This window comes from Peribacillus sp. NPDC060253 (assembly GCF_042727425.1).
In the GTDB taxonomy this organism is placed as follows: Bacteria; Bacillota; Bacilli; order Bacillales; family DSM-1321; genus Peribacillus.
In genome coordinates this window covers 1-21,377 of the sequence record NZ_JBHXAS010000086.1, presented here as the reverse complement: position 1 = coordinate 21,377, position 21,377 = coordinate 1, and the positions used below count along the sequence as shown (strand labels likewise).

General features: G+C 35.7%; 21 protein-coding genes and 1 tRNA gene. 7 read left to right on the top strand and 15 right to left on the bottom strand.

Annotated features, from left to right (window positions below; genetic code table 11):
* Positions 1–237: 237 nt before the first annotated feature.
* Entirely contained in the window at positions 238–2,286 is a 2,049-nt protein-coding gene (locus ACFWE9_RS19420) for a RecQ family ATP-dependent DNA helicase (RefSeq protein WP_377358290.1), read from the top strand.
* A gap of 15 nt (positions 2,287–2,301) precedes the next feature.
* On the top strand, positions 2,302–3,612 hold the full coding sequence (locus ACFWE9_RS19415; protein ID WP_377358288.1) for a DNA-processing protein DprA: 1,311 nt from the start codon (positions 2,302–2,304) through the stop codon (positions 3,610–3,612).
* Between the two features lie 1,276 nt (positions 3,613–4,888).
* Here ACFWE9_RS19415 and ACFWE9_RS19410 read toward each other — a convergent pair.
* The 4 genes from ACFWE9_RS19410 to ACFWE9_RS19395 are packed head-to-tail and all read right to left on the bottom strand — an operon-like array spanning position 4,889 to position 10,925.
* Positions 4,889–8,020: a type I restriction endonuclease subunit R gene (locus ACFWE9_RS19410; RefSeq protein WP_377358286.1), complete on the bottom strand. Its 3,132-nt coding sequence runs from the start codon at positions 8,018–8,020 to the stop codon at positions 4,889–4,891.
* Positions 8,007–8,573, bottom strand: a complete 567-nt coding sequence (locus tag ACFWE9_RS19405) for a restriction endonuclease subunit S (protein WP_377358284.1) — start codon at positions 8,571–8,573, stop codon at positions 8,007–8,009. The genes ACFWE9_RS19410 and ACFWE9_RS19405 overlap by 14 nt, the downstream gene beginning before the upstream one ends.
* Positions 8,570–10,156, bottom strand: coding sequence for a type I restriction-modification system subunit M (locus ACFWE9_RS19400; protein WP_377358282.1), 1,587 nt, complete (start codon positions 10,154–10,156; stop codon positions 8,570–8,572). Before ACFWE9_RS19400 ends, ACFWE9_RS19405 begins: the two co-directional genes overlap by 4 nt.
* A 43-nt stretch (positions 10,157–10,199) precedes the next feature.
* The gene (locus ACFWE9_RS19395) at positions 10,200–10,925 is read right to left on the bottom strand and encodes a hypothetical protein (protein WP_377358280.1); all 726 of its coding nucleotides are present in this window, start codon (positions 10,923–10,925) and stop codon (positions 10,200–10,202) included.
* Between the two features lie 172 nt (positions 10,926–11,097).
* Here ACFWE9_RS19395 and ACFWE9_RS19390 point away from each other — a divergent pair, with 172 nt between their 5' ends.
* Genes ACFWE9_RS19390 through ACFWE9_RS19380 form a run of 3 tightly spaced genes read left to right on the top strand, consistent with a single transcriptional unit; the run spans position 11,098 to position 12,326 of the window.
* Complete coding sequence (locus tag ACFWE9_RS19390; RefSeq protein ID WP_377358278.1) at positions 11,098–11,457, top strand: hypothetical protein; 360 nt, start codon at positions 11,098–11,100, stop codon at positions 11,455–11,457.
* A complete protein-coding gene (locus ACFWE9_RS19385) occupies positions 11,438–12,046 on the top strand; it encodes a hypothetical protein (protein WP_377358276.1) in 609 nt (202 codons plus the stop codon). The genes ACFWE9_RS19390 and ACFWE9_RS19385 overlap by 20 nt, the downstream gene beginning before the upstream one ends.
* Entirely contained in the window at positions 12,036–12,326 is a 291-nt protein-coding gene (locus ACFWE9_RS19380) for a hypothetical protein (RefSeq protein ID WP_377358274.1), read from the top strand. Before ACFWE9_RS19385 ends, ACFWE9_RS19380 begins: the two co-directional genes overlap by 11 nt.
* Before the next feature lie 354 nt (positions 12,327–12,680).
* Here ACFWE9_RS19380 and ACFWE9_RS19375 read toward each other — a convergent pair whose 3' ends face one another.
* From ACFWE9_RS19375 to ACFWE9_RS19330, 10 genes are all read right to left on the bottom strand, one after another.
* Positions 12,681–12,896, bottom strand: coding sequence for a type I restriction enzyme endonuclease domain-containing protein (locus ACFWE9_RS19375; RefSeq protein WP_377358292.1), 216 nt, complete (start codon positions 12,894–12,896; stop codon positions 12,681–12,683).
* Between the two features lie 13 nt (positions 12,897–12,909).
* A complete protein-coding gene (locus tag ACFWE9_RS19370; RefSeq protein WP_377358272.1) occupies positions 12,910–13,584 on the bottom strand; it encodes a hypothetical protein in 675 nt (224 codons plus the stop codon).
* Positions 13,585–13,763: 179 nt separating this feature from the next.
* The gene (locus ACFWE9_RS19365) at positions 13,764–13,934 is read right to left on the bottom strand and encodes a hypothetical protein (protein ID WP_377358270.1); all 171 of its coding nucleotides are present in this window, start codon (positions 13,932–13,934) and stop codon (positions 13,764–13,766) included.
* A 394-nt stretch (positions 13,935–14,328) separates the two neighbouring features.
* On the bottom strand, positions 14,329–14,508 hold the full coding sequence (locus ACFWE9_RS19360) for a hypothetical protein (RefSeq protein WP_377358268.1): 180 nt from the start codon (positions 14,506–14,508) through the stop codon (positions 14,329–14,331).
* Positions 14,505–14,858, bottom strand: coding sequence for a hypothetical protein (locus tag ACFWE9_RS19355; protein ID WP_377358266.1), 354 nt, complete (start codon positions 14,856–14,858; stop codon positions 14,505–14,507). The genes ACFWE9_RS19360 and ACFWE9_RS19355 overlap by 4 nt, the downstream gene beginning before the upstream one ends.
* Positions 14,855–15,085: a hypothetical protein gene (locus ACFWE9_RS19350; RefSeq protein WP_377358264.1), complete on the bottom strand. Its 231-nt coding sequence runs from the start codon at positions 15,083–15,085 to the stop codon at positions 14,855–14,857. The genes ACFWE9_RS19355 and ACFWE9_RS19350 overlap by 4 nt, the downstream gene beginning before the upstream one ends.
* 498 nt (positions 15,086–15,583) lie before the next feature.
* On the bottom strand, positions 15,584–16,456 hold the full coding sequence (locus ACFWE9_RS19345; RefSeq protein ID WP_377358262.1) for an ATP-binding protein: 873 nt from the start codon (positions 16,454–16,456) through the stop codon (positions 15,584–15,586).
* 14 nt (positions 16,457–16,470) lie between these two features.
* Positions 16,471–17,319, bottom strand: a complete 849-nt coding sequence (locus tag ACFWE9_RS19340) for a Replication protein O (protein WP_377358260.1) — start codon at positions 17,317–17,319, stop codon at positions 16,471–16,473.
* Positions 17,320–17,660: 341 nt separating this feature from the next.
* Positions 17,661–17,849, bottom strand: coding sequence for a helix-turn-helix domain-containing protein (locus tag ACFWE9_RS19335; protein ID WP_377358259.1), 189 nt, complete (start codon positions 17,847–17,849; stop codon positions 17,661–17,663).
* A complete protein-coding gene (locus ACFWE9_RS19330; RefSeq protein WP_377358257.1) occupies positions 17,842–18,048 on the bottom strand; it encodes a transposase in 207 nt (68 codons plus the stop codon). Before ACFWE9_RS19330 ends, ACFWE9_RS19335 begins: the two co-directional genes overlap by 8 nt.
* A gap of 134 nt (positions 18,049–18,182) precedes the next feature.
* On the opposite strand from ACFWE9_RS19330, the gene ACFWE9_RS19325 reads away from it, so the two are divergent.
* Both ACFWE9_RS19325 and ACFWE9_RS19320 read left to right on the top strand, forming a co-directional pair.
* On the top strand, positions 18,183–19,292 hold the full coding sequence (locus ACFWE9_RS19325; protein WP_377358255.1) for a hypothetical protein: 1,110 nt from the start codon (positions 18,183–18,185) through the stop codon (positions 19,290–19,292).
* Positions 19,293–19,927: 635 nt separating this feature from the next.
* Positions 19,928–21,100, top strand: a complete 1,173-nt coding sequence (locus tag ACFWE9_RS19320) for a tyrosine-type recombinase/integrase (protein WP_377358253.1) — start codon at positions 19,928–19,930, stop codon at positions 21,098–21,100.
* A 170-nt stretch (positions 21,101–21,270) separates the two neighbouring features.
* Here the strand turns inward: ACFWE9_RS19320 and ACFWE9_RS19315 are convergent.
* Positions 21,271–21,342 (bottom strand) — tRNA-Val (locus ACFWE9_RS19315).
* Between the last annotated feature and the right edge of the window lie 35 nt (positions 21,343–21,377).

The window sequence follows — 21,377 nt, the reverse complement described above, 5'->3', positions numbered from 1 at the left end:
TTTCAAAACAGAATAAAAAAAGACTATGAGCAAAATTATTAACATTTTTATGAGCACTGGGTAGGAAACTTTTTTCTTACCCTTTTCAACAATAATAAGCTTTTAGGCCGTATTTTTTACGTTCTTTCATAATAATTTGCCAATTTCATATCCTTTCTGGAAATTAATTGATGTTTTACTAAAAATATACCCTATAATATGAGGTGTTCTTATTTTATTTCAGGGGGTATAGTTTATATGCATTTACAATCAGTATTTGGAAAAGGTGCTAGTTTCCGTGAAGGACAACAAAAAGCCATTGAACTTATTATGCAAAAGAAGCGGGTCCTAGTTGTACAAAAAACAGGATGGGGTAAAAGTTTAGTTTATTTCTTGGCAACAAAAATGTTACGTGAACAAGGTGATGGAGTAACGCTTATCATTAGTCCATTGCTCTCGCTTACAAGAAATCAACTCCAAAGCGTGGAAAAATATGGACTTAAAGCAGACTGTATAAACGGCTCTATTAATAAAACGATGGAGGAACGTACAACACTTATTCAAAGATGTAATGATGGTCTTTGTGACGTCTTATTTATTACACCAGAACAGCTTGAAAAAGCAGAATTTGTGAAACTACTTGCGCAATTACGTGTAGGTTTATTTGTTGTAGATGAGGCACATTGTATCTCCGACTGGGGTCACGATTTTAGACCCGATTATCGCCGAATCAATCAACTTATACAAGTCTTACCAGGTAACGTAGCAATACTCGCAACAACTGCAACAGCTAATGAACGAGTTATCGCTGATATCTGTCAGCAGTTAGGGAATTGCGAAGTGTTACGCGGCCCGTTAAAACGTGAGTCATTGCATTTACACAAGATTCATATGCCAAATGGGGACAGTAAATATGCATGGTTAGCTAAAAATATTTCGCATTTACCAGGGGCGGGCATTATCTATGGTACAACAATTAAAGAGTGTGAAAAGATTGCATCATGGTTACGTGAAAATGGAATTAAGGCTGAGGCTTATCATTCCAAGCTAGACGAATCGGATAAAGTGTTGTTTGAACAGCAGTTAGAACGTAATGAGTTAAAGGTACTTGTAGCAACTATCTCTTTAGGAATGGGTTATGATAAAGAGGATATTAGTTTTGTGATACATTACTATACACCTAAATCTGTGATTGAATATTATCAGCAAATAGGACGAGCTGGACGAGCAATTGATACTGCCATTTGTATTTTGTTATACGGTGGCAAAGAGGAAATGCGGATTAATGAGTTCTTTATCAATAATTCCTTCCCTAAGCAAGTACACTTCAATAGAGTAATATCAGTACTTGAACAAGAAGATTCAATAAAATACAAACAATTACAAAGTAAAGTGAACGTTAAGGAAAATACGTTTAAGCAAATTTTAAAGCTATTATCACTGGAAGGTTTTATTGCTAGAGATTCAAACGGACAATATTATAAAACTGTGAAACCATATGTGTCACAAGAAGAATTTTTTGAAGAAGTAAAAAATATGAAAAAGGATGACTTCAATCAATTGTTGGCCTATCAGGAACATACAGGTTGTTTAATGGCCTTTCTAACAAATGAGTTAGATGATCCTTACACGGAGCCTTGTGGTAAATGTAGCACGTGTTTATCTCAAGAATGGGATTGGACTCGAGATACTGTAACTGAAGCAGAAATAAATAGAGTGCAATTATTTTTTGCCAAGTCATTTAACATTATTGAGCCAAGGATACAATCAGCAATGACAAATCGTAGATTAAGTACACTTTGTGAAGATGGCTTAGCTTTAAGTTACTACCATGAAGAATTAGGACAAGAAGCAAGTAAAGGAAAGTATGAAGATCTATACTTTTCTGACAAACTGGTACAAGCATCAACTGAAAAGCTACAACAGTTTTTAATCAAACAACAAATTCCCCGCGATCGCTTAGTTATAGTACCAATACCATCGAATCGTCGACCTCGACTGGTACCTGATTTTGCTAACAAATTGGCCATAAATCTACAGTGTGGTTATTTAGAGGCACTAGCGAAGCATTCTGGAGAACCGGAGCAAAAAACCCTGTTAAATAGCGCACTACAAGAAAAAAACGTACGAGATTATTTACATATTATCTCGAATCTACAGTATACACTAAAAAATTGTCATATAATATTAGTAGATGACTTCGTTGACTCTAGATGGACATTTGCGGTTGCTGCAGATGTGTTAGGTAGTCAATATACTAATATTAAAGTTATACCATTTGCGTTATCGATAACCGGTAGCGACTAAGAGAGGAGCTCTTAAGTGCAGTTTAATGAGAATCAAATAGCGACATATTTACTTTGTGCCAAGTTACCGAATGCTAAAACACCTCCTTTAACAATTATTGAATGGAATGAACTTATTCGCGCGTTAAAAGAGCATAATTTAGAGCCAAAGAATTTATTAGGAATGACACCTAGTGAAATTCTCAATATTGGTAGTTCAAAACAGAAGATGATGAAAATGGCAAAAAAAATAGAGGACCGCCAAAAATTAGGCTTTTCTATGATGGAACTAGAAGAACTTTCTAACCAGGGTTATAAAATAATGTTTCGGCAAAACATACCAAAACGTTTGAAGGGAAAAATAGATCCTAAGCATTTGCCACCATTTTTTTATGTTATAGGAGATACTTCCATTTTCGAATATCTCGCACTAGGTGTTGTCGGCTCTCGGGATGCGAATAAAGAAGAAATTGCGAACACAGCACGCTTAGGACATGAAGCTGCAATCCAGGGTATTGTTTTAGTATCCGGTGGCGCAAAAGGGATAGATAGTACAGCTGTAGACGCCTGTTTAAATAATGGTGGTAAAGCAATTGTTTTCCCATCAGAAGGATTAGAATCATGGATAAAGCGTAAGGAAATACGTCAATATATTCAAAATAAACAATTGTTACTTATTTCTGCTCAGTCTATAAATGCACGCTTTACAGGTGCCTATGCCATGCAACGTAATAAATATATTCATACGACTGCACATGCCGTCCTAGTAGCTTCTTCCAAAATTTTGTCATCAAGAAACACTAAAACTGGAACTTGGTCAGGGGTTATGGAGAATGTACAAGCCCAGTGGACACCTATATTTGTACAGGGTAAAAGCGAAGGTGTACAAAAGTTATTAGAAGAAGGGCATGCAAAACCATTTGATTCATTTGCAAGTCTTTTAGCCATGGCTAAACCTAACAATGCATCCAAAAATACTAATCAAATAGTTAAACCAGAAAGCACCCCGTTTCCAAGACAAGAAATATTACAATATTTAAGGTTTGCTAAGGACTCTGGTTTGAATGAACAGCAAGTACGAGAAGAACTTACATTATTAATGAAAGAAGTATTTGATAATTCGTTAGAGCAAATACGTTGTAGTGAAGGAGCATTAGACGATTCGAACGAACAACTTGAAGTACTTGAATCAAAAGTTAAAAAGAACCCTGAAAACAAGGGAGAGGGTAAAGAAATTGTGAGCCCACACAAAATTGGTTTAAATAATGAGTCTGTAAAGGATACAGGTGAAGCGTCTTCAGAGCAAATAAGTATAGAGGATTTGTTAATACAAGACAAAAATAGATAATAGATACGGTTTAATTATTGCGCATTATCTATAACCAATGTATGGCTATGAGTCATGAAGTTTACATCGAGTAATGAGCCTTACATTCCGTGCAGATTTTAATATCATTTACAGTGGGTTTTTTCAATCTACATAGCCATTACAAACTATATTTTCTATTGCTACCAGTTATTCGTTGTAGCTAATGCAGGAATAAAAGGAACCCTAAGGTAGGCATTTTCGGCTACCTAGGGTTTGTATATGTAGCTATTGAAGAATATAAAAATTATATGAGGCGTAGTCTGTGAGGTTATGCTTCTTTAGTTTTCACTATATACTTCCATTCTACTTTTTATACAATTCTTGTAACTACCTAATAACTTCCGAAACTAAAAAATTGAAAAGCCTTCCATGAAAGCTCTGTATCTTAGTAAAATAACGGTAAACTTTTGGTCAACCTGCTATTGAGGTTGCTACTCATGGTCTGCCCTATCCGCTTTACAAAAACACTTTTTCACACAAGGGTGAATTTATCTTTCAAACGTCTAAAACGAAGGAATCTAGACGTTTAATCAGTTTAGATCAAGACCCTATCTTTACTCAAAAAGTGGCGTATACGGCAAATAGAAGCCAATTTAGCTGATGAGAATACTTCAGATAATAATAAGATGGTTTTCAAAGGGGATGACAGTTCTCCGCTTCGCTTAGCCTATCCAAATGATAAGCTCGATATTGTAATTGAGAGACACAAGCTTCACAGAATTACTATTCATGGTTTACGTCATACACATGCTTCACTGTTATTTGAAGCAGGAGCTGCATTAAAGAAGTTCAGGAGCGGCTAGGACACTCTGACATACAAATGACAATGAACATCTATACTCATGTAACAGACACCGTTAAAGACCAAACAACAACAGCCGCAAAATTACAAAGGTTTATGGAGCTATGATGTGGTCAAAAAATATTTCCGTGGTCAAAATGTGGTCAAAGCTATTTAGGGCAAAAAAAGACCCCCAACCAAATGGTTGAGAGCCTTTCGAAACGGTAATAGAATTAACGTTTTGAGAACTACCAGTTGAGAATTTTAAGAACACTTATTCATAAGAATCCTTATACATCAACATTCTGTCAATTTGAACAATGGATTGATTAGGATAAAAAATGGTCTCTGCAGATACCATTTGAACCATTTTGAACCATTATTGATGTTAGTTGAATACAAATTTTTAACAGAGATTCCCTATTAATTAACTAGTTATATATAAGGTTTTTGAATATCTAAACGTTTTATTTATCAGGAATATTTTTTAAAATTCTCAGCTTGCTCCATTACTTTTTCAAAAACCTCTTCATCCCACTCTGGTGGATAACCATTTTCGTACAACAACACCGTTAAATCCATATTGAGCTGATTTTTGATATCCTCTCGACTTGACCAGTCTGCGTACTGTGCTTTTTCATCCACTAATTCTTTGATAGCTTTAGCAAGGTCTAAACATTTCTTATCCACATACTCAAATTTATGCTCATCGCGAACTTTAACTAAAATATCATAAAAAGCTTTTTCTTCGTATGAAATGCCGAGTTTACTAAATGAATCTTTGTCATCTTGCAAGTCCTTTAAGATATCCAAGAGCTGACCTGATAAATCGTCAATAAAGTCATAGACAACTTCAGAAACAAATAATTGTGCATCTCGATTGTTGTAGGCCTCGACCACACGTTTTAGTCGTTCTGAAAACTCAATAGCTTTGAGCTTGTTGGTTTTGCCGTACATATTGATTTGCTTTTGAAGCATTTTCAACAAAGCATTAAATTTCGTGATAGGCATATCCAATTCATCAAGTTGCTTTTGAAATTCGTCATTGAACAATTCATCAGTGTCATTGTTAATTATATCTTCAACGCCTGTGGACGTGATTGCTTGATATACCAACTCTTGCACATGTTTATTCATCGTTTCAGTGTCAGGAGCATTACCTTTAGTCTGTTTATAAATAATGGAACGAATCGCAAGATAAAACTGTGCTTTTTCAGTTTCTTCATGAGTCAATTCTCCCGATGGATAAGTAATTTCATACGCCATTTTCATTCTGCGAGATAAGCCCATGAACCGTAATTCCATTTCTTTTGAGGTTTGAATATACTCTGCGCCACGATTGAGACAAAGCAAGCGTTCAGCTGGACTGCCAATGTAAAAATCACTCGCATCGAAATTAACTATGAGTTCATCAATCATAGCGATGTGATTTCTAAAAATACCTAAAGTGATTGGCAACTCATCAATCGGGCTTTCTTGTGGGTCACCATATTTTTTGGCAGCTTCCATCATAGCTTTCTTGATACCGATGTAGTCCACAACTAACCCGTGGTCTTTCCCTTCAAACACACGGTTTACTCGTGATATTGTCTGAATCAAGGTATGCTTTTTCAGAGGCTTATCAATATACATCACGGCTAACGATGGCACATCAAACCCTGTAATCCACATATCAACCACAATCGCAATTTGAAAATTAGAATTGTCATTCTTAAATTGTTTATCAAGCATTTTACGATGGTCGCCATTTCCAAGTAAATCAAACATTTCCTGCTCATCGTCTTTCCCTCGAGTGGCGACAATGTTTACTTTAGTCAACTCCTGTAGTTTTTCAAGTTCTATATCAGTCAAGTCATCACGGTCTGTCTTTTTAGGAACAAACCACTCGGGACGAACGTTTTTCAACTCTTGATAGACTTTATAGGCGTGCTCACGATTTGAGCAGACAATCATCGCTTTCTGTACGATTTCAGGCTTTTCACTGACCAACTTGTCATAGTGGTCAGCAATATCTGTTGCAACTTTTTTGATACGGTCTGGATGGCTCAAAATTTGTGTCATCTTAGACATAGCACGTTTACTTGCTTCTACCTGTTCTTTATTGGCACCAGCTTCCGTGGCTTCATTATAATATTTGTCAATTTCATCAGTCTGTTCATCCGAGATAATCACTCGTGCAAGACGTGGCTCGTAAGAAATACGGACGGTAATACCATCATCAGTTGACTCCTTCATGGTATAGCTATCAACAATATCACCAAAGACATGAATGGTTTCATCTACTGGTGTACCTGTAAAGCCAGCATAAGTTGCATTAGGAAAAGCATCACGCAGGTAATGCGCAAAGCCGTAAGTTGTTTCCACACCCTTATCCGTATATTTGAGCTTTGAGCCTGTATTGGTTTGTGTGCGGTGGGCTTCGTCTGAGATACAGATTATATTATTACGTTCAGACAATAGCCCTGTTTCTTCCTCAAACTTTTGAATGGTTGTGATGTAGACACCGCCACTTTCATTCGTTGAAAGTTCGCTTTTCAATTCCGCACGACTGGCAATCGACTTAACATTTTTATCTTTGAGATAGCGTTTAGAGCCTTCAAAGAGTTCACTCGTCTGATTACTCAAATCTTCACGGTCAACGATGATGATAATCGTAGGAGAATTAAAAATATCTCGATCATGTGTGGCTAATAATCGTGACAAGAAAAGCATGGTATTTGTTTTACCTGAGCCAGTCGCTCCAAAGTATGTGCCACCTTTTCCGTCACTCGCAGGTTTCAAGTGTGCTTTGATATTGGCAAGCATTTTATTTGCTGCAAAAAATTGTGGATAGCGCGTGACAATCGCTTTTTCTTTTTTATCCGAGTCTGGATAGTATATAAAGTCTTGTAAAATTGCAATCAGTCTGTCTTTTGCAAAAGCACCATCAATCATCGTAAGCAGTGCCGAAACCCCATTTGACACTTTTTCTTCATCATTTGCCTTATTCCATGAATAGTAATATTCGTAAGGTGTGAAGATTGACCCCATTTTGGTATTTGCACCGTCTGATAAAACCGATAAAAAGCTGTATTTTGTAAGGACTGGTATATCCCGATTGTAGCGGATATGAATCTGCTTCCAAGCATCATAAATAGTTGTTTCTTCTTTGATAGCTGCTTTGAATTCAAAAATTGCCAGTGGAATACCATTTACGAAAATCAGCATATCTGGTCTGCGTTCTCGTACATCAACCACCGTAAACTGGTTGACCACCTTAAAAATATTGTTTTCAGGGTTTTCAAAATCAATAAAATCAATATGAATGGGTGGTTTGCTTGTATCGTCTCGCGCAAGGTCAAAACCCTCATTGACTAAGAAAAAGGCTTGACGGTTTCCGATATAGAGCGGACTTGTCGGCACAAATTTGAGTTTGTTTGTGATGATTTCGAGCTCTTTTCCGTTCAAATCAGGATATTTTGACAACATAAAAGATTTGAGGTCATCGACTAACAGTACCTCATCATATTTTCTATGGATAGACTCCCCACTGACATAGTCATAGCCGTTTTTAACAAATAGTTCTATGATGGCTTGTTCGAGCTGAGCCTCATCAAACTTTGGCAAGCGCTTTCGCCTCCTTGACTGCCCCATTGATAAGAATCGGGCAAATGTCTTTTATTTGTTGTTTTAACTCAGGAACTCTAGATATTGCTTCGTACAGTTTTACATATTTTCTTTGAATTTCGATAGGTGGTAAATTAAATAATATTTCCTCAAACCTATCTAAATCTAAATTTGCACGTACACTACTATCGCTAATGAACCAACCATATCTATCGCTCTCATTCCTTAAGAACAGCATAAAGAAATACTCAGGAAGGATGACGTTTTCATCTTTAATCTCAAATGTAGTGTAAGCTGGTGAAACAATTATTGGATTTTCACTATCAAACAATCCAATCCTAATAGTCTTATCCCTGCCTGTTTGCATTCCACTAAATACGAATCTGTTTTTTCGTACAACTTTATATTTTTTGGGATCTACCGAATCAACATTTGCAACTGTCGGCATGAACTCTTTGTTTATGTTTATCCCATAAAAGTCCATTATTGAACTATCAATATTTCGTTCATCAACATAATTGATTAGTTCTCCTACTGTCTTTTTGATAATCATCGTTTCACCCCCATAATTGCTGCTTCTAAGATAGATACTGTTTTCTTTTCTTCTTGAAGAGCTTGTTCCATCTTTTCGAGAATCTTCGCCATTTCCTTGTCATAGTCTATTTCTAAGTCATGGTCAATAAATTCCACATATTTACTTGGTGCAAGCGAGTAGTTAGCTTTTCTGATTTCATCAAGCGTTGCTGATTTACAAAGTTCTGGAATATCTTCATAATCAACACCCGTTTGCCATGCTTGATAGATATCTTTAATTTTGGCGATTTGCTCGTCAGTCAAGACCGTCTTTTTCTTCTTTTTCCCTTTTTCGACCACATATTGCTCGATTTGGTCGTCCCAACTACGCAAGTCACAAAACAGCACTTCATTTTTACGGTCACGAAGTTTATGCCCATTCTTATCAGACGCTTTCTTGTTGTTATTCATAATCCAAAGCGTCACCGAAATGTCCGTCGTGTAGAACATATCACGAGGTAAGACGATAATCGCTTCAATTTTATCGTTTTCGAGCAATTTCTTACGGATTTCGTACTCCGCACCGTCCGCATTGAGCGCACCATTCGCCAGCAAGAAACCAGCGACACCATTCGTCACATCAAGTTTTGACAGCATATGTAAAATCCAAGCATAGTTGGCATTGGACTTAGGTGGCACGGCATAGCCTGCCCAGCGCGCATCGTCCAGCAGTTCATTCTCTCCACGCCAGTCTTTTAAATTAAATGGCGGGTTTGCCATGATGTAGTCAACTTTCATGTCTTTGTGTTGATCATCTGTAAATGTGGAACTTTCACCATATGGCTTCGCCCCCAAGTCATAAGAAATCCCACGAATCGCAAGGTTCATCTTCGCAAGTCTGCGTGTGTCAGGATTTTTCTCTTGCCCAATGATTGAGATATTTCGTTTGTTTCCATTATGACGTTCTACAAATTTAAAAGACTGAACGAACATGCCACCAGAACCACATGCAGGGTCATACACACGACCGCTGTATGGCTCAATCATCTCAGCAATCAACTTTACTGCTGAATGTGGTGTATAAAACTCGCCGTCTTCTTTGGAGCTTGCAACTGCATAACTCTGCAAGAAATATTCATACACACGACCAATCAAATCATCTTCATGGAACTTTTCAGGGTCGATTTTGTTAATCTCGTCAATCAAATTCTTCAGCGTTCTGATGTCAGCTCCAAGATTGGTATAGAAGTTCGATAATAGTGCACCTTCAAGTGGCGGATTGTTTTTTTCAATATCCGCCATTGCCGTATCAATTTTGACCGCAATGTCATTTGAACTTGCTTCTTTCACAAGATAAGACCAGCGAGTATGTGGTTCTAGATAAAAGACGTTTTCAGCTAAATAGAATGATTTCTTATTCAAGAACGCTGGAACATCACCATATTGTGCTTTGATTTCATCTCTACGATTATCAAACTTGTCACTTGCAAATTTGATGAATACTAAACCAATGACTGCATCACGGTTTTTTTCAGTACCCCCAGCACCACGAAGGGCATTGCGACAATTAAATAAAATATTTTCAAGTTTCAAATCTTTCTTTTCAGCTTTCTTTTTTACCATTACTTTTAGTCTCCTTCAATTACTCTTTGTTTTCTATTTTCGATTAACCAGAAAACTCTTTTAGATTCTCCGATAAAAATATTGACATAACAAATGGTAAAAAAACATTTGCAACAAATAGCTCTATGCTTTGTGGGAGCTTCTTAAAGGTTAAATATTCAGCATCATTAAAACTAGTTACTAATTTTGTTTCTTTATTAAATTCCAATACACCTTCATTTTCCACTTGATTTGCTGAATTGTATTTGTTATACGTGAAATCCATAAATAATCTGATGAATTGATCTTCCACAGTATCCATATCATCAAAAGATACTTCCAAAAGAGTGGAAACTTTTTCTGGAGTAACTTCTGTTGATCCTCTTCCGAAATTTGATAAAAGCGACAAAATACTACTCTTAATTTTAACATCTTCTTCGATACAATCTTTTAGCAAACATTCAAATAATTTTGGTGCATATTGTTTTATTTCTTCGGTAGTTCCCCACAAAAGATCATGCTTACTGTTAAATTTCAATTTATTAGTAAGTAAATCAACATACATATCTGGTATCAAATATCGATTATTTCTATTGGTTTTGCCTATAGCTATTTTATTAATCATTTTAGGATCATACCCTGTTTTTTCAGTAGAAGTTTCATAGTCTATCTGGTTAGCATAACCCGCTAATTTGTAATAGGTTACCTTCATACTCTTTTTTTTAGAGTAGATTCTTTTTGCTGCTAATGAGTAAATAAACTGGCTAGTTTCTTGAAATATTCCCTTCATAATTTCACCTTCAAAAAAGTGGTGTATTTTTTATTAGTATATCACAAAAAAGTTCAGCGCAAGCAACTGATTAAATTAATGGCACAATTAGAACATCAAGAAAGAGTCGCAATCCCTTGAATGATTCATAGTGTTTGTTTGCTAGTGACAAACGCAGAAAGAGGTTATTTGTATGACAAAAAAATTATCAGCCTTCCTATATTTTGATGCTGAAAACTATTTTAAGAAAAAAATCCTATTAGCAATGCAGTCTGAGCCATTAAAAAATGAAAATCAAGAAATGATAGGAAGTAAGTACACTGTAATTGTATGGGAAGATGCTACTGATTACGGCGATCCATCCATTAGTAATATCGGTGATACTTATAAAGTAAAGGTAGTTGGAAAACATTTAAAAAAGATAGATAGTCCCTCGGAAGTTAAATTGATTAACCCAACTGGAATAGTTTATGGAGAATTTCGTAATCAATTGAGTGTTTCTGCCGAAGATATTATCTTCATTAACCAAAATAATGGCACGAACAGTAAATAAACAAACTCAACTTCCTAAAAAAATACCACTTAAAGTAAAAGTACTTGGATTAGCATCATTAATGGACCTACTACTAATAATATTTAATCGATTACTAGTATTTCTTATGCAACACGACTTTCGTGAAACAAACAATCACATCCTAATTATACTGAGAAATTGGACAGAGATAATTATCCCTGGATTAACCATACTAATATTTCTTTTTGGTATTGGCATTCTATATCTTCATTATGCTATTAAAAAGAAATATGACCCTTATCCTTTTGTAATTCGAAGTATTTATTTCGACTTTTGGTTACAGACCGTCAATCTCTGTATCCCATTAGATCAAGAAACTATTTTATTGCCCAATGTACGTAAAATAAAAAAGGGCAATGATAATATCCAAAAAGCATTTGAGATAGAAATAATAGCTGATTTCAAAGAAAGAATGTTGTCATTAAATAATGCAATTAACAGCTATTTAGCTCACCATAATTCAGAATATCATGTGTTTGAGAGCTATGAAATAAATGGGTGGATACGATATATATTGACAACAAATTTTGAAAAAGAGCAATTACTAGGTGAAGATATTGAACTATAGCATTCCCATTACCAAATCAATCAATTATGATGCCGCAAAGCAAATTAATTGCTTAATTGGCGGGCCTCGAGGAATGGGCAAGAGTTGGTTAGGTATGTATATAGCCAATAAGCTAGCCACCTTAGAAGTACACACACAGTTATTTATTATTGACTATAAACAAAGTGATGCTTCTAGACTTAATTCCTTACTTCCAGAAAAACGAGTCGCCTGTACAAAAGAAGAAATATTTTCACTATTAGAACACTTCATTAACTTAATGCACCTTTGGGCGGTATAATCCGAACTTACTAATAAATTTATGACTATTTGGTATCCACCAAAACATCTTAAAGGTTTATTCCCCGATTTCTCAAACCTGCGCAAATTAGAGCTCGTTATACCGTTGGAAACTAAATCACTCCTACAAAAACTGTTTTTCCACACGGGGTTAGGATATTAATTTTTTAAATTGATTTCATTTTGCTAAAGCAATGAGAAATTCTGTGGATGCTCTATGTATACACACTAGGAACAAACAACGAAGAAATTTCAAAGGTACATTGAGCTATAATTTGTGGTCAAATACCTTTTTCAGGCATAAAAAAGACCCCCAGCCAAATCGGTTGAGAGCCTTGAAACGTTGATAATTATTCTATGCTAAACTTCCGGGCCAATCTTTGTACTGTTCTTTTGCCTGCCCTACAATCGCATTTGTTAGAAACTTCAACTGTTCCCCACTAATTTTCTCTTTCATTAAGACCATCTTCACGGCGAGGTTCACCTTTGAAAGAACATCGGCTCGGTGAGGCTTAGTCCAATCTACTTTGAACTCTTTTTTCATAGCAGCTAATACTTTATAAAAAAAGATCCCTTAATAGGGATCAATCCAGGGTATATTCCACTTGCTGTTCAGGGGTTATATCCTCATATGTGTCATTATCCGCTGATGAATTAAACACTAATTTCACCTTATGAATATCTTCCTTGCCTTTACCTAACACCATTCCATAAAAATCTTCCTGGGTGACTTTCCCCAAAAATTCAGTATCGAAATTAGACATTAGAATACTTTGGTTCGGGTCCAGCTGTTCCCCTTTATCGGTTACAACCCTATGCAAGCTATTCCAAGCGATATTCTTATCTGATGTGTTTTCAGCTGTAAGGCTGATTTGAATATAATAAACAGGCTCAATAGCCTTCTTGTCCGTCATATATTCAATCTGCTGCTTCATATCATCACTTATATCCGTAAGCTTAATAACCTTTATATCATGAACAGTAGCTTTAATTGGAGCAATATTCACCACTTCATTCACTTTCTTGATCTTCATCAATTCTGCAGTTGCTGAAGCATCTTTTGTCTTTTGGCCCACCTGATCCAAGATCACATTTCCTTCTTCATCCGTTTTCGGATTTTCAACCTTCTTCTGTTCAGCCTGCTTCGGAGGATCTTTCTTTTCCACCGCTTTATTAGATGATTCTTCCGATCCACCACATCCGGACAACAACAGCATTAACACCCCTGAACCAATTATTGAAGAAAGAATCTTTTTCATGTAAAATCCCCCATATTATGATAATTTTTTTACATCTGTTATGATAAACCTTTCCATCTTTGAATCATATAGGGATATTAGATCATACGTCCAGACAAAAAAACTTCCGGAACCTACATCCGAAAGCATTGAACGCTGCATGGGGGAAGGTTAAGTCCACGCAACGAGAATATTTATTTTTAAAATGATCTTAATCCATCATTTTCCTCCTGCCGCGCTTTAATAGCTTCATTTGCTGGATTTTCCCTTTCATCCACTATAATTTCAAAAGCATTTTTATTTAAACTCCTTTCTATAAAATCGTCTCCCTCATACCGATTATCCTCCTCATATAGTAATAACCTGCTCATCACCCAATCCCGAATTTTAACTTTTGTCGTCAACTACTTGTAGGAACCTCTATTGTTTTCTTTTCCTTGGATTTTTATTATTCGGGTGGCCGGATTACTCCATGTAGAAAAGAAACTATCGAAACTAAAGACATTACTAAACTTCCTACTGCGGCTTTCGTAGGCTCCCGTTCTTTGCTTTGTAAGTCTCGCCTTTATACCTAGCTTCCATCAACTGATAACACTCATGTACTATCATCCTTTCAGAATATGATTTTCTTTTTATATAAACAGGCTTTATTCACCTGACTCTTTAAAAACCTTTTAAACTGGCTTCTCTGCTTGCGTATCTTCGGCCTTCGCTTCCATATTTATACATTGTGTCAATGAGTCCCTCTCATTATTTCGCCACTTTTTACCCTGTCCGGCTAATTCGACAGATTTTAATATATGCTTCTATAGTTCCTGTGTATATAGGTAAGTAAAGAGATTCCATTTTATCGTGCCGTGCCATTTCTGCCCGCCATTCTTCCACCGGGTCTTCCCTTTGGGCTTCAAACTGTTCGATTTTATTCAACCTGGATATAATACTCACTCAATACACCTTAACTTGCCGTAATCTATATCCTCTGGTTCCAGTTCATGCTCTTCCATCCAATCAACGATTTTAGAGACAAACAATTGCTGTAGAGCATCTTTGTCGCACTCTGAAGGCTGCATAATTGGTTGCAAGGTGTTAGTTAAATGATTTCTTTTGTTTTTCCATTCTGCTGCTTTTTCATGCTGTTCATAATAGGCAGCAAATAGCCATTCAACATATGCCGTCCTGAATTCCTCATAATCCATAAACAAAAATTCTTCCAACGTTGCCTGTACTTTTTCAGCAGCCTTCTTTTCATCCGGCAATTTTCCCTCGATCCGTTTCAACCTGGATTTAATACTCATTTACCTCCTTCCTCCTTTTTTAACTGTTCCTCGATTTTATCCAATCTTTCGGCAAGCTCTCCCAACTCCATTGATTTAAGGGCGGTATTTGATAACGTAGCAATCGTTCTCGCCTTGTCTGTTGTCAATTCTCCATCCTGAAGCAATATATTAATCACCCTGGCTATTATTTTTCTAATGTCCTTCGGCCTATTGATCCGTATATTCTTGGTGAAATGCTCATTCATGATCTCACTCCTTCCACTCCTTTTTTTACAAATTTAAAATATCATTATATATCAAGGCTTACCGTGTTTTTAAGATAACAAAACAAACTGTAAAACCCTGGTTTAAATTACTAAACGAATGGCTATTCTCCTAGAAAGGTCCGGGTAGTATTTTTTTAGAGAAAACTGTTCAAAAAATCTCTACCCTTTACCATTGAGAATTTTGCCGGTTCTGCTTCTGATCAAAACGAAGAATCAGATATTCGGCTTGGACTGCCAACCGAACAAACCGCCTTTGGGCTTACGATCGTGATGTTTTTTTATAATCTTTATAGAAAGACCCCCACGCCTTCACACCCCAAATCATGGGGAAATGACGAACATATGTCCACAGTTGATAAGCAAATAGGAACCAGTGGTCATGTAAATTGCGTAGCTATCAATTAGACCATTCTCTTTTTTGCTATCAATTTATTAATGGGAGATTTTCTTATTTTACCTATAAAGTCCAACATTCATTTATTTGATACGCAAATTTTCCCTATAATCTTCTGTAAATAAATCAATAAATTGTGTATTATCATGAAGACGGCTATAAACTCTTTTTCCCACGGCAACGGGTAAGTCTACATCCGTTAAATTACTTGTGTAGATCGTCGGTTTACCAGACCGACTTTCTACAATTTCAAAAAATATTCCTTTTCTCCAATCATCATTTCCTCCCTTTGCTTCTGATCCAACATCATCAAGAATGAGAAGATCTAGCCTTGTTATATCTCTTAAAATCTCGCTTTCTGTTTTAGCAGGTTCCTTTTGATAAGTTTCTCTAATCATCGAAAGCAGTTTCCCTGTCGTTAAGAAACCAACGGTAAAACCTTTTTGTTTTATGTTTCTAGCAATTGCTGCACACAAATGCGTTTTTCCAGTCCCAGGATTCCCCATAATCAAAAGATTGTGACAAGCGTCTGTTGATGCTAAAAATGTTTTGGTAAATGAAACAGCTCTTTCCTTAGCTCCAGCAGTGATGTTATTTGTTTCTTGATAATTATTGAAGCCAGGATTTTTTAAAGATTCCGGAAGAAAAAAGTATTCTTTCGTAAGCCTTTCGCCTACAGATGATATTAATTCCTTTAAACTTTTATCTTGATAATTCTTAAAAGCTTCTCTGTCTCTACAAACTGAACATTTCATCGTATCTCCATCTTGCAACCAAACCTTTTTATTGGATATACGATAAAATAAACCACTGCCCGTTTTATCTCCACAACCTGGACAAGGCAAATTGCATTGATATTTTAGTTCGAAGTCATCACCACAATCAGCTAATATTGGAACCATCTTTTTAACAGCATCCTTAAAAGCATCATCAAAGAAACGCTTGATACCTTTCATTATCAACCCTCCTATTAAAGTAATTCAGCCTCAGATTCTTTCATACGATGGTACTCCTCTTTTGTTAGTGGTTTCGGTTCTTCCCAATGCAGAGGGCGTTCTGTAGAAAAGTCCTGAACACTTTTCTTTTTACCCTTTTCAGAATTAATTTTTATAACTAACTGATCATATTGTTTCCTTAATTTAGATGGAGAAAGTATATTTAACTTCCAAAAAGAATCTTGCTGACACCAATCAATTAAGTATGCTATCTGTTCCTTCGTTCGATTGTCTCTCTCCATCATAATACGAAAATCAGCAGACCACATTTGAAGATTTGGCTCTTTAAATTCAGCATTATTTTTTCTGATGTTTCTTAAAAGCCTTAAGGATAATTGAAAAGGAATGCTTTCTTCATCGTAAATTTCCGACTTGCGACTTGAAGACTTTTTATCTTCTTTTTCATTCTTTAATTCTTTATTATTCTTGTTTGTATGTCTTTGCGTCTGTTTTTCGTTGTTACCGTGTCTGTTTTTTGTCGCTTTTTTATCTTCATTACTTTGGTAAAAGTCATAATTGCTTATGGTTATAAGCGTTTTTTTACTGTCGCTTTTTAGATGTATCATCCCTTCATTTTGTAACAGAATTAGAAACTGTGTTACTTTAGTATTTGACCAACCCCAATTGTCACATAATTTCCTAATAGAAGTGATACGCTGGCCTCTTTTAACCACAATCACTTCACTACCAATAACCGCTTTTTTGTCTTCGTGGTTCACCATCATTAACAGATCAAGCCAGGCTTCATATTTAGAAAATTTTCTATTCTCCTGGTAAAGCCAATGGTCTTGAATTTGTCGATGTAATTTAATCCATCCTTGCATATCACCTCACCTACACATTTTTCTTTATTTCTATCGACCATCGGTCAATGTACTCCTGAATATATTTTCTGTTAAATATCCATTTTTTCCCTAATGAAATTTCACCTTTTCCCTTAAGAATTGGAGCATTATAAGGAAAAATTTTAAGCCTCATTTTAATTACACACCTTTCATTGATGAACTGTTGTTGTTTATTGTTATTTGCCGACATTGAGTCACCTTCCTTTTAAAGAAAACACTATAACTTGCTTTCAGATCCGCTTTCTTTTTCAGTTATTGTTTGAATGGTGACGACAGATTCGGAGAATTAACCCTCTGTACACTAGCGCTTACTGCCTAATCTACATTTCTTGTGCTTGCATCCATCTATCTAGCGACTCTTTTCTGAACAAAATACGCCTTCCAATCTTTACTGCAGGTAATTCTCCGGCTTTTGCCATCGCGTATACTAAATCTTTCGAAATTCCTAAATAAGCAGCAGTTTCCTGTACAGTTATTGTCTGCCGCTCGATCGCTTTCCGTTCACTCATCAAGAACACCTTCTTTCTGGTTAGCCAATTCCTTTTTTATGTCCGTAATAGCAGATATAACTTTTATCTTTTGTTTCCTGTTCATTTCTTTCTTCATCCAGTTACGAAGCGTATTTTCATGAACACCCAATCGCTCTGCGATAGCCCAAATTGGAATGGGCCCCTTAGCTTCTCTTATGTCTTGATTACGATTAAACATTTATACCCCCCTTTTTTAGTACCACAACAAATATTGATTTTATGTTGTTGTTGTGTTAAATTAAAATTAACATATCAAGGAAATTATATCAACAACTCAAAAAAATAAATTTATGTGGTACAGGAGAGATGATGATGAATCTAATTGAAAAAAATCTTTTTACTAAAATCATTGTTTATGATAATTATCAAATTATTCAATCGGAGAATGTTGGCTATGTTTTACATGATTTAGCAAAACTAAATAGACGGGCTACTAAAAAACATTCTCCGGAAGTATGGCAAAATTATATTTTACGTGAAGTGGTTGAACACCACCTCCCATACCATAGCGAAATAAAGGAATATTCAATCAAGAGTGATCTTTCTATTTTGGAAAAGAAATTAGAAGAAATTAATTATAAAAAGCCGGAGGAAAAGGAACAAGAAATATTAAAACATGGTGGCATTAGTGTGGAATTATCGAAAGTTCAAGAAAAGGCAACGAGAACGATTAACAATAGCTTAGATATGGAAGCTCTTTATACAGAGTTGGCAAAACTAGAACCATTTAATGATAAAAAATTACTTGAATTTAGTAAGATTTTTGGGCTTCCAACGGGACAGTTTGTAGCAATGGGATGGGATGCTGTTTTTGAAAATAATTACATTGTGAAACAGTTTTCTTTTCTATTGCCCTTATACTTAAAATTAGCTTCTTACCGATATATATTTAATGGCTGGCTCGCTATAAAAGAAAACAACAAAAGTATTATTTTGGAATTTGAAAACAGATATAAACATTATTTAGAAGCTGAACTTTCAAGACTTGAAATCCCTAAAGAACGAGGCGGTTTCGCTGAAAAATTACCAGAAATAATAACAGTGTTTCTGAATGAAAAAGGACCGAAGAGGATATTGGAACCGATTAATAGTAAAATCATTCAAAAGTTTAATTTTTCTGATCTTTTTGATATTGCTTATTATCAACTCAGTCAAGCTATGCTTAATGATTCATCTTTTAAAAGATGTGAGCTTTGCGGTCATCCTTTTGAAGTGATTCATGAAGGGAGAAGATTTTGTCCCCCTCTTCCAGGACGGAAAAGGAGCACTTGTGAAAATACTTTCAACCAACGACTAAAAAGGGCAAAGAAAAAAGCTCTTACATTACATGAAGAAGGAAAAAGCATTAACGAAATATCAGAATTAACAAAAGACGCGGAAGTAACAATTCGAAAATGGATAGAACAGAAAGGAGAAAAGTAAAATGGGGTACCTTGAAAAGAAAGGATCTCAATATGGGGTGTTGTAAATATTGGCACTCATGCTAACGGAAAGCCAAAAAGGAAGGCGTAACTGTATCTGACCTTGATTTACTCCATGCTGCCTATCTCTATTTAAGGGTTAACTATATGCAGTCAACCTGAAACAAGACTTTGGAATACTGCGGTCATTTCTTTGAATTAACCCACCAGCGGCAGCGGTATTGCTCGGTACTTCCAGGGCGTAAAATGTCAATTTGTGAAATGGCCTATAATAACCGTTTGAAAAAAGAAAAAAGATTAAAGCCGAGAGGAGTAAAATATTATGGCGGGACGTGGAAGTATAGAAGAGCGAGGAAAAGAATCATATCGGCAAACAGTTATTCTGGGTTTCGATCAAAACACGAAAGCCAATTAAGAACCAAAAACGTTAAGGGAAAAATAACAGTAGCCATTAAGCTTTTGGCTGTCTTTATAACTGAATTGAAACTTCAGAATAGGTCTTTATTCCAAATCAGATACAAGGCACTGTAGTAGAACCTATATTGACTATTAAAGAAACTTCGACTTAGAAAAAAAACCTGGGGAATTAGTGGGTATCTAAAAGCGAAAAAAATATCAGATTAAGGAGATTTAAATATGGCATACGTAGAAAAGCGTGGAAAAGATTCCTTTCGACTTGTTGTACCGTTTGGTTTAGATGCAGAAGGTAACCGTATTAGAAAAACGAAAACAATAAAATGTAAAAATAAAACTGAAGCAAATAAAGAATTAGCAAAATTCGTAGCCGAAATAGAAACAAGACAATACTTTGCTCCACAGAAAATGACATTTTCTCAGTTCGTTGAAGAGTGGAAAGATAAATATGCAAAAAAACAATTAGGAGCTACCACTTATGAAACATACCTAACTTTCCTAAACAAACGAATATTACCCAAATTTGGTCATTTGAAAATTGATAAAATCAATACTCTGCAAATTTTAGATTTCTTAGATAAGCTACAAGAAGACGGAGCTAGAGGTGACGGAAAACCGGGTGCATTATCATCTGCAACAGTCGAAAAACACCACCGTATTTTCCGAAATATATTTAAACGTGCAGTTGAATGGAAGGTTATAAAGGAAAGCCCTGCTGAAAATGTGAAAAAACCGAAGGTTCAATCAAGAGAAGGTAGAGTTTTTACAGAAGAACAAGTTCGGAAGCTAATGAACCATTTAAGTAGAGAAGATATGAAGTGGAAAGTGATTGTTACCCTTGCAATATCCACGGGAATGCGACGAGGAGAAATAGCTGGTTTAGAATGGGATCATATTGACTTAGAAAAAGGGAAAATAAATATCCAACAAACATTAGCCTACACAAAAGAACAAGGTTACATTTTTAAGGAACCAAAAACAAGAAATTCCATTAGAACCGTTACCCTATCACAAAGTGTAATAGAACAACTTAAACGTTATAAAACTATGAAGATTAGACAGAAGTTACGTGCTGGAGATAGTTGGGAAGGAGGAAGTCGTTTCTTACTCTTTAGCTCCGATATGGGCAAACAAATGGACCCTAAAAGTATAACTCGATGGTGGAATAAACGTCTGAAAAAATATGAATTACCTGTGATAACATTTCACGAATTAAGACATACATCAGCAACCCTACTAATAAACCAAGGGGTCCATATGAAAACAATTAGCGCTAGGCTAGGGCATTCAAAAATAGGAACAACCATGGATCTTTACGGTCATGCACTAGAAAGTGCTGATGAAAAAGCAGCAGAACACTTTGATAACTTGTTTAAAAATAAAGAAATAAAATAAAAAAAATGTGAGTGAAGTAATATGGGGAATCAATTAAAACAATACCTCTTTTTTTCGCTTTAAGATTTTTGCCACCAATTCGCCACCAATTCATCTGTATTATCTCAAACTAATATCCTGTTACAACGAAAAAACCTTGATATCACAAGGATACCAAGGCTCTGTTATAGTGACCTGTGAGGGATTCGAACCCACGACCCCTTCCCTGTCAAGGAAGTGCTCTCCCACTGAGCTAACAAGTCGTATGTAATGACTAGCTGGTTAATTACTTAAATAC

Coding starts and splice junctions, on each gene's coding strand:
- ACFWE9_RS19385 (WP_377358276.1), top strand. CDS start 11,438: ATGGCACGAACAGTAAATAAACAAACTCAACTTCCTAAAAAAATACCA.
- ACFWE9_RS19420 (WP_377358290.1), top strand. CDS start 238: ATGCATTTACAATCAGTATTTGGAAAAGGTGCTAGTTTCCGTGAAGGA.
- ACFWE9_RS19365 (WP_377358270.1), bottom strand. CDS start 13,934: ATGAGCAGGTTATTACTATATGAGGAGGATAATCGGTATGAGGGAGAC.
- ACFWE9_RS19340 (WP_377358260.1), bottom strand. CDS start 17,319: ATGCAAGGATGGATTAAATTACATCGACAAATTCAAGACCATTGGCTT.
- ACFWE9_RS19405 (WP_377358284.1), bottom strand. CDS start 8,573: ATGATTATCAAAAAGACAGTAGGAGAACTAATCAATTATGTTGATGAA.
- ACFWE9_RS19345 (WP_377358262.1), bottom strand. CDS start 16,456: ATGAAAGGTATCAAGCGTTTCTTTGATGATGCTTTTAAGGATGCTGTT.
- ACFWE9_RS19390 (WP_377358278.1), top strand. CDS start 11,098: ATGACAAAAAAATTATCAGCCTTCCTATATTTTGATGCTGAAAACTAT.
- ACFWE9_RS19320 (WP_377358253.1), top strand. CDS start 19,928: ATGGCATACGTAGAAAAGCGTGGAAAAGATTCCTTTCGACTTGTTGTA.
- ACFWE9_RS19330 (WP_377358257.1), bottom strand. CDS start 18,048: ATGTTTAATCGTAATCAAGACATAAGAGAAGCTAAGGGGCCCATTCCA.
- ACFWE9_RS19335 (WP_377358259.1), bottom strand. CDS start 17,849: ATGAGTGAACGGAAAGCGATCGAGCGGCAGACAATAACTGTACAGGAA.
- ACFWE9_RS19395 (WP_377358280.1), bottom strand. CDS start 10,925: ATGAAGGGAATATTTCAAGAAACTAGCCAGTTTATTTACTCATTAGCA.
- ACFWE9_RS19355 (WP_377358266.1), bottom strand. CDS start 14,858: ATGAGTATTAAATCCAGGTTGAAACGGATCGAGGGAAAATTGCCGGAT.
- ACFWE9_RS19325 (WP_377358255.1), top strand. CDS start 18,183: ATGAATCTAATTGAAAAAAATCTTTTTACTAAAATCATTGTTTATGAT.
- ACFWE9_RS19400 (WP_377358282.1), bottom strand. CDS start 10,156: ATGGTAAAAAAGAAAGCTGAAAAGAAAGATTTGAAACTTGAAAATATT.
- ACFWE9_RS19370 (WP_377358272.1), bottom strand. CDS start 13,584: ATGAAAAAGATTCTTTCTTCAATAATTGGTTCAGGGGTGTTAATGCTG.
- ACFWE9_RS19350 (WP_377358264.1), bottom strand. CDS start 15,085: ATGAATGAGCATTTCACCAAGAATATACGGATCAATAGGCCGAAGGAC.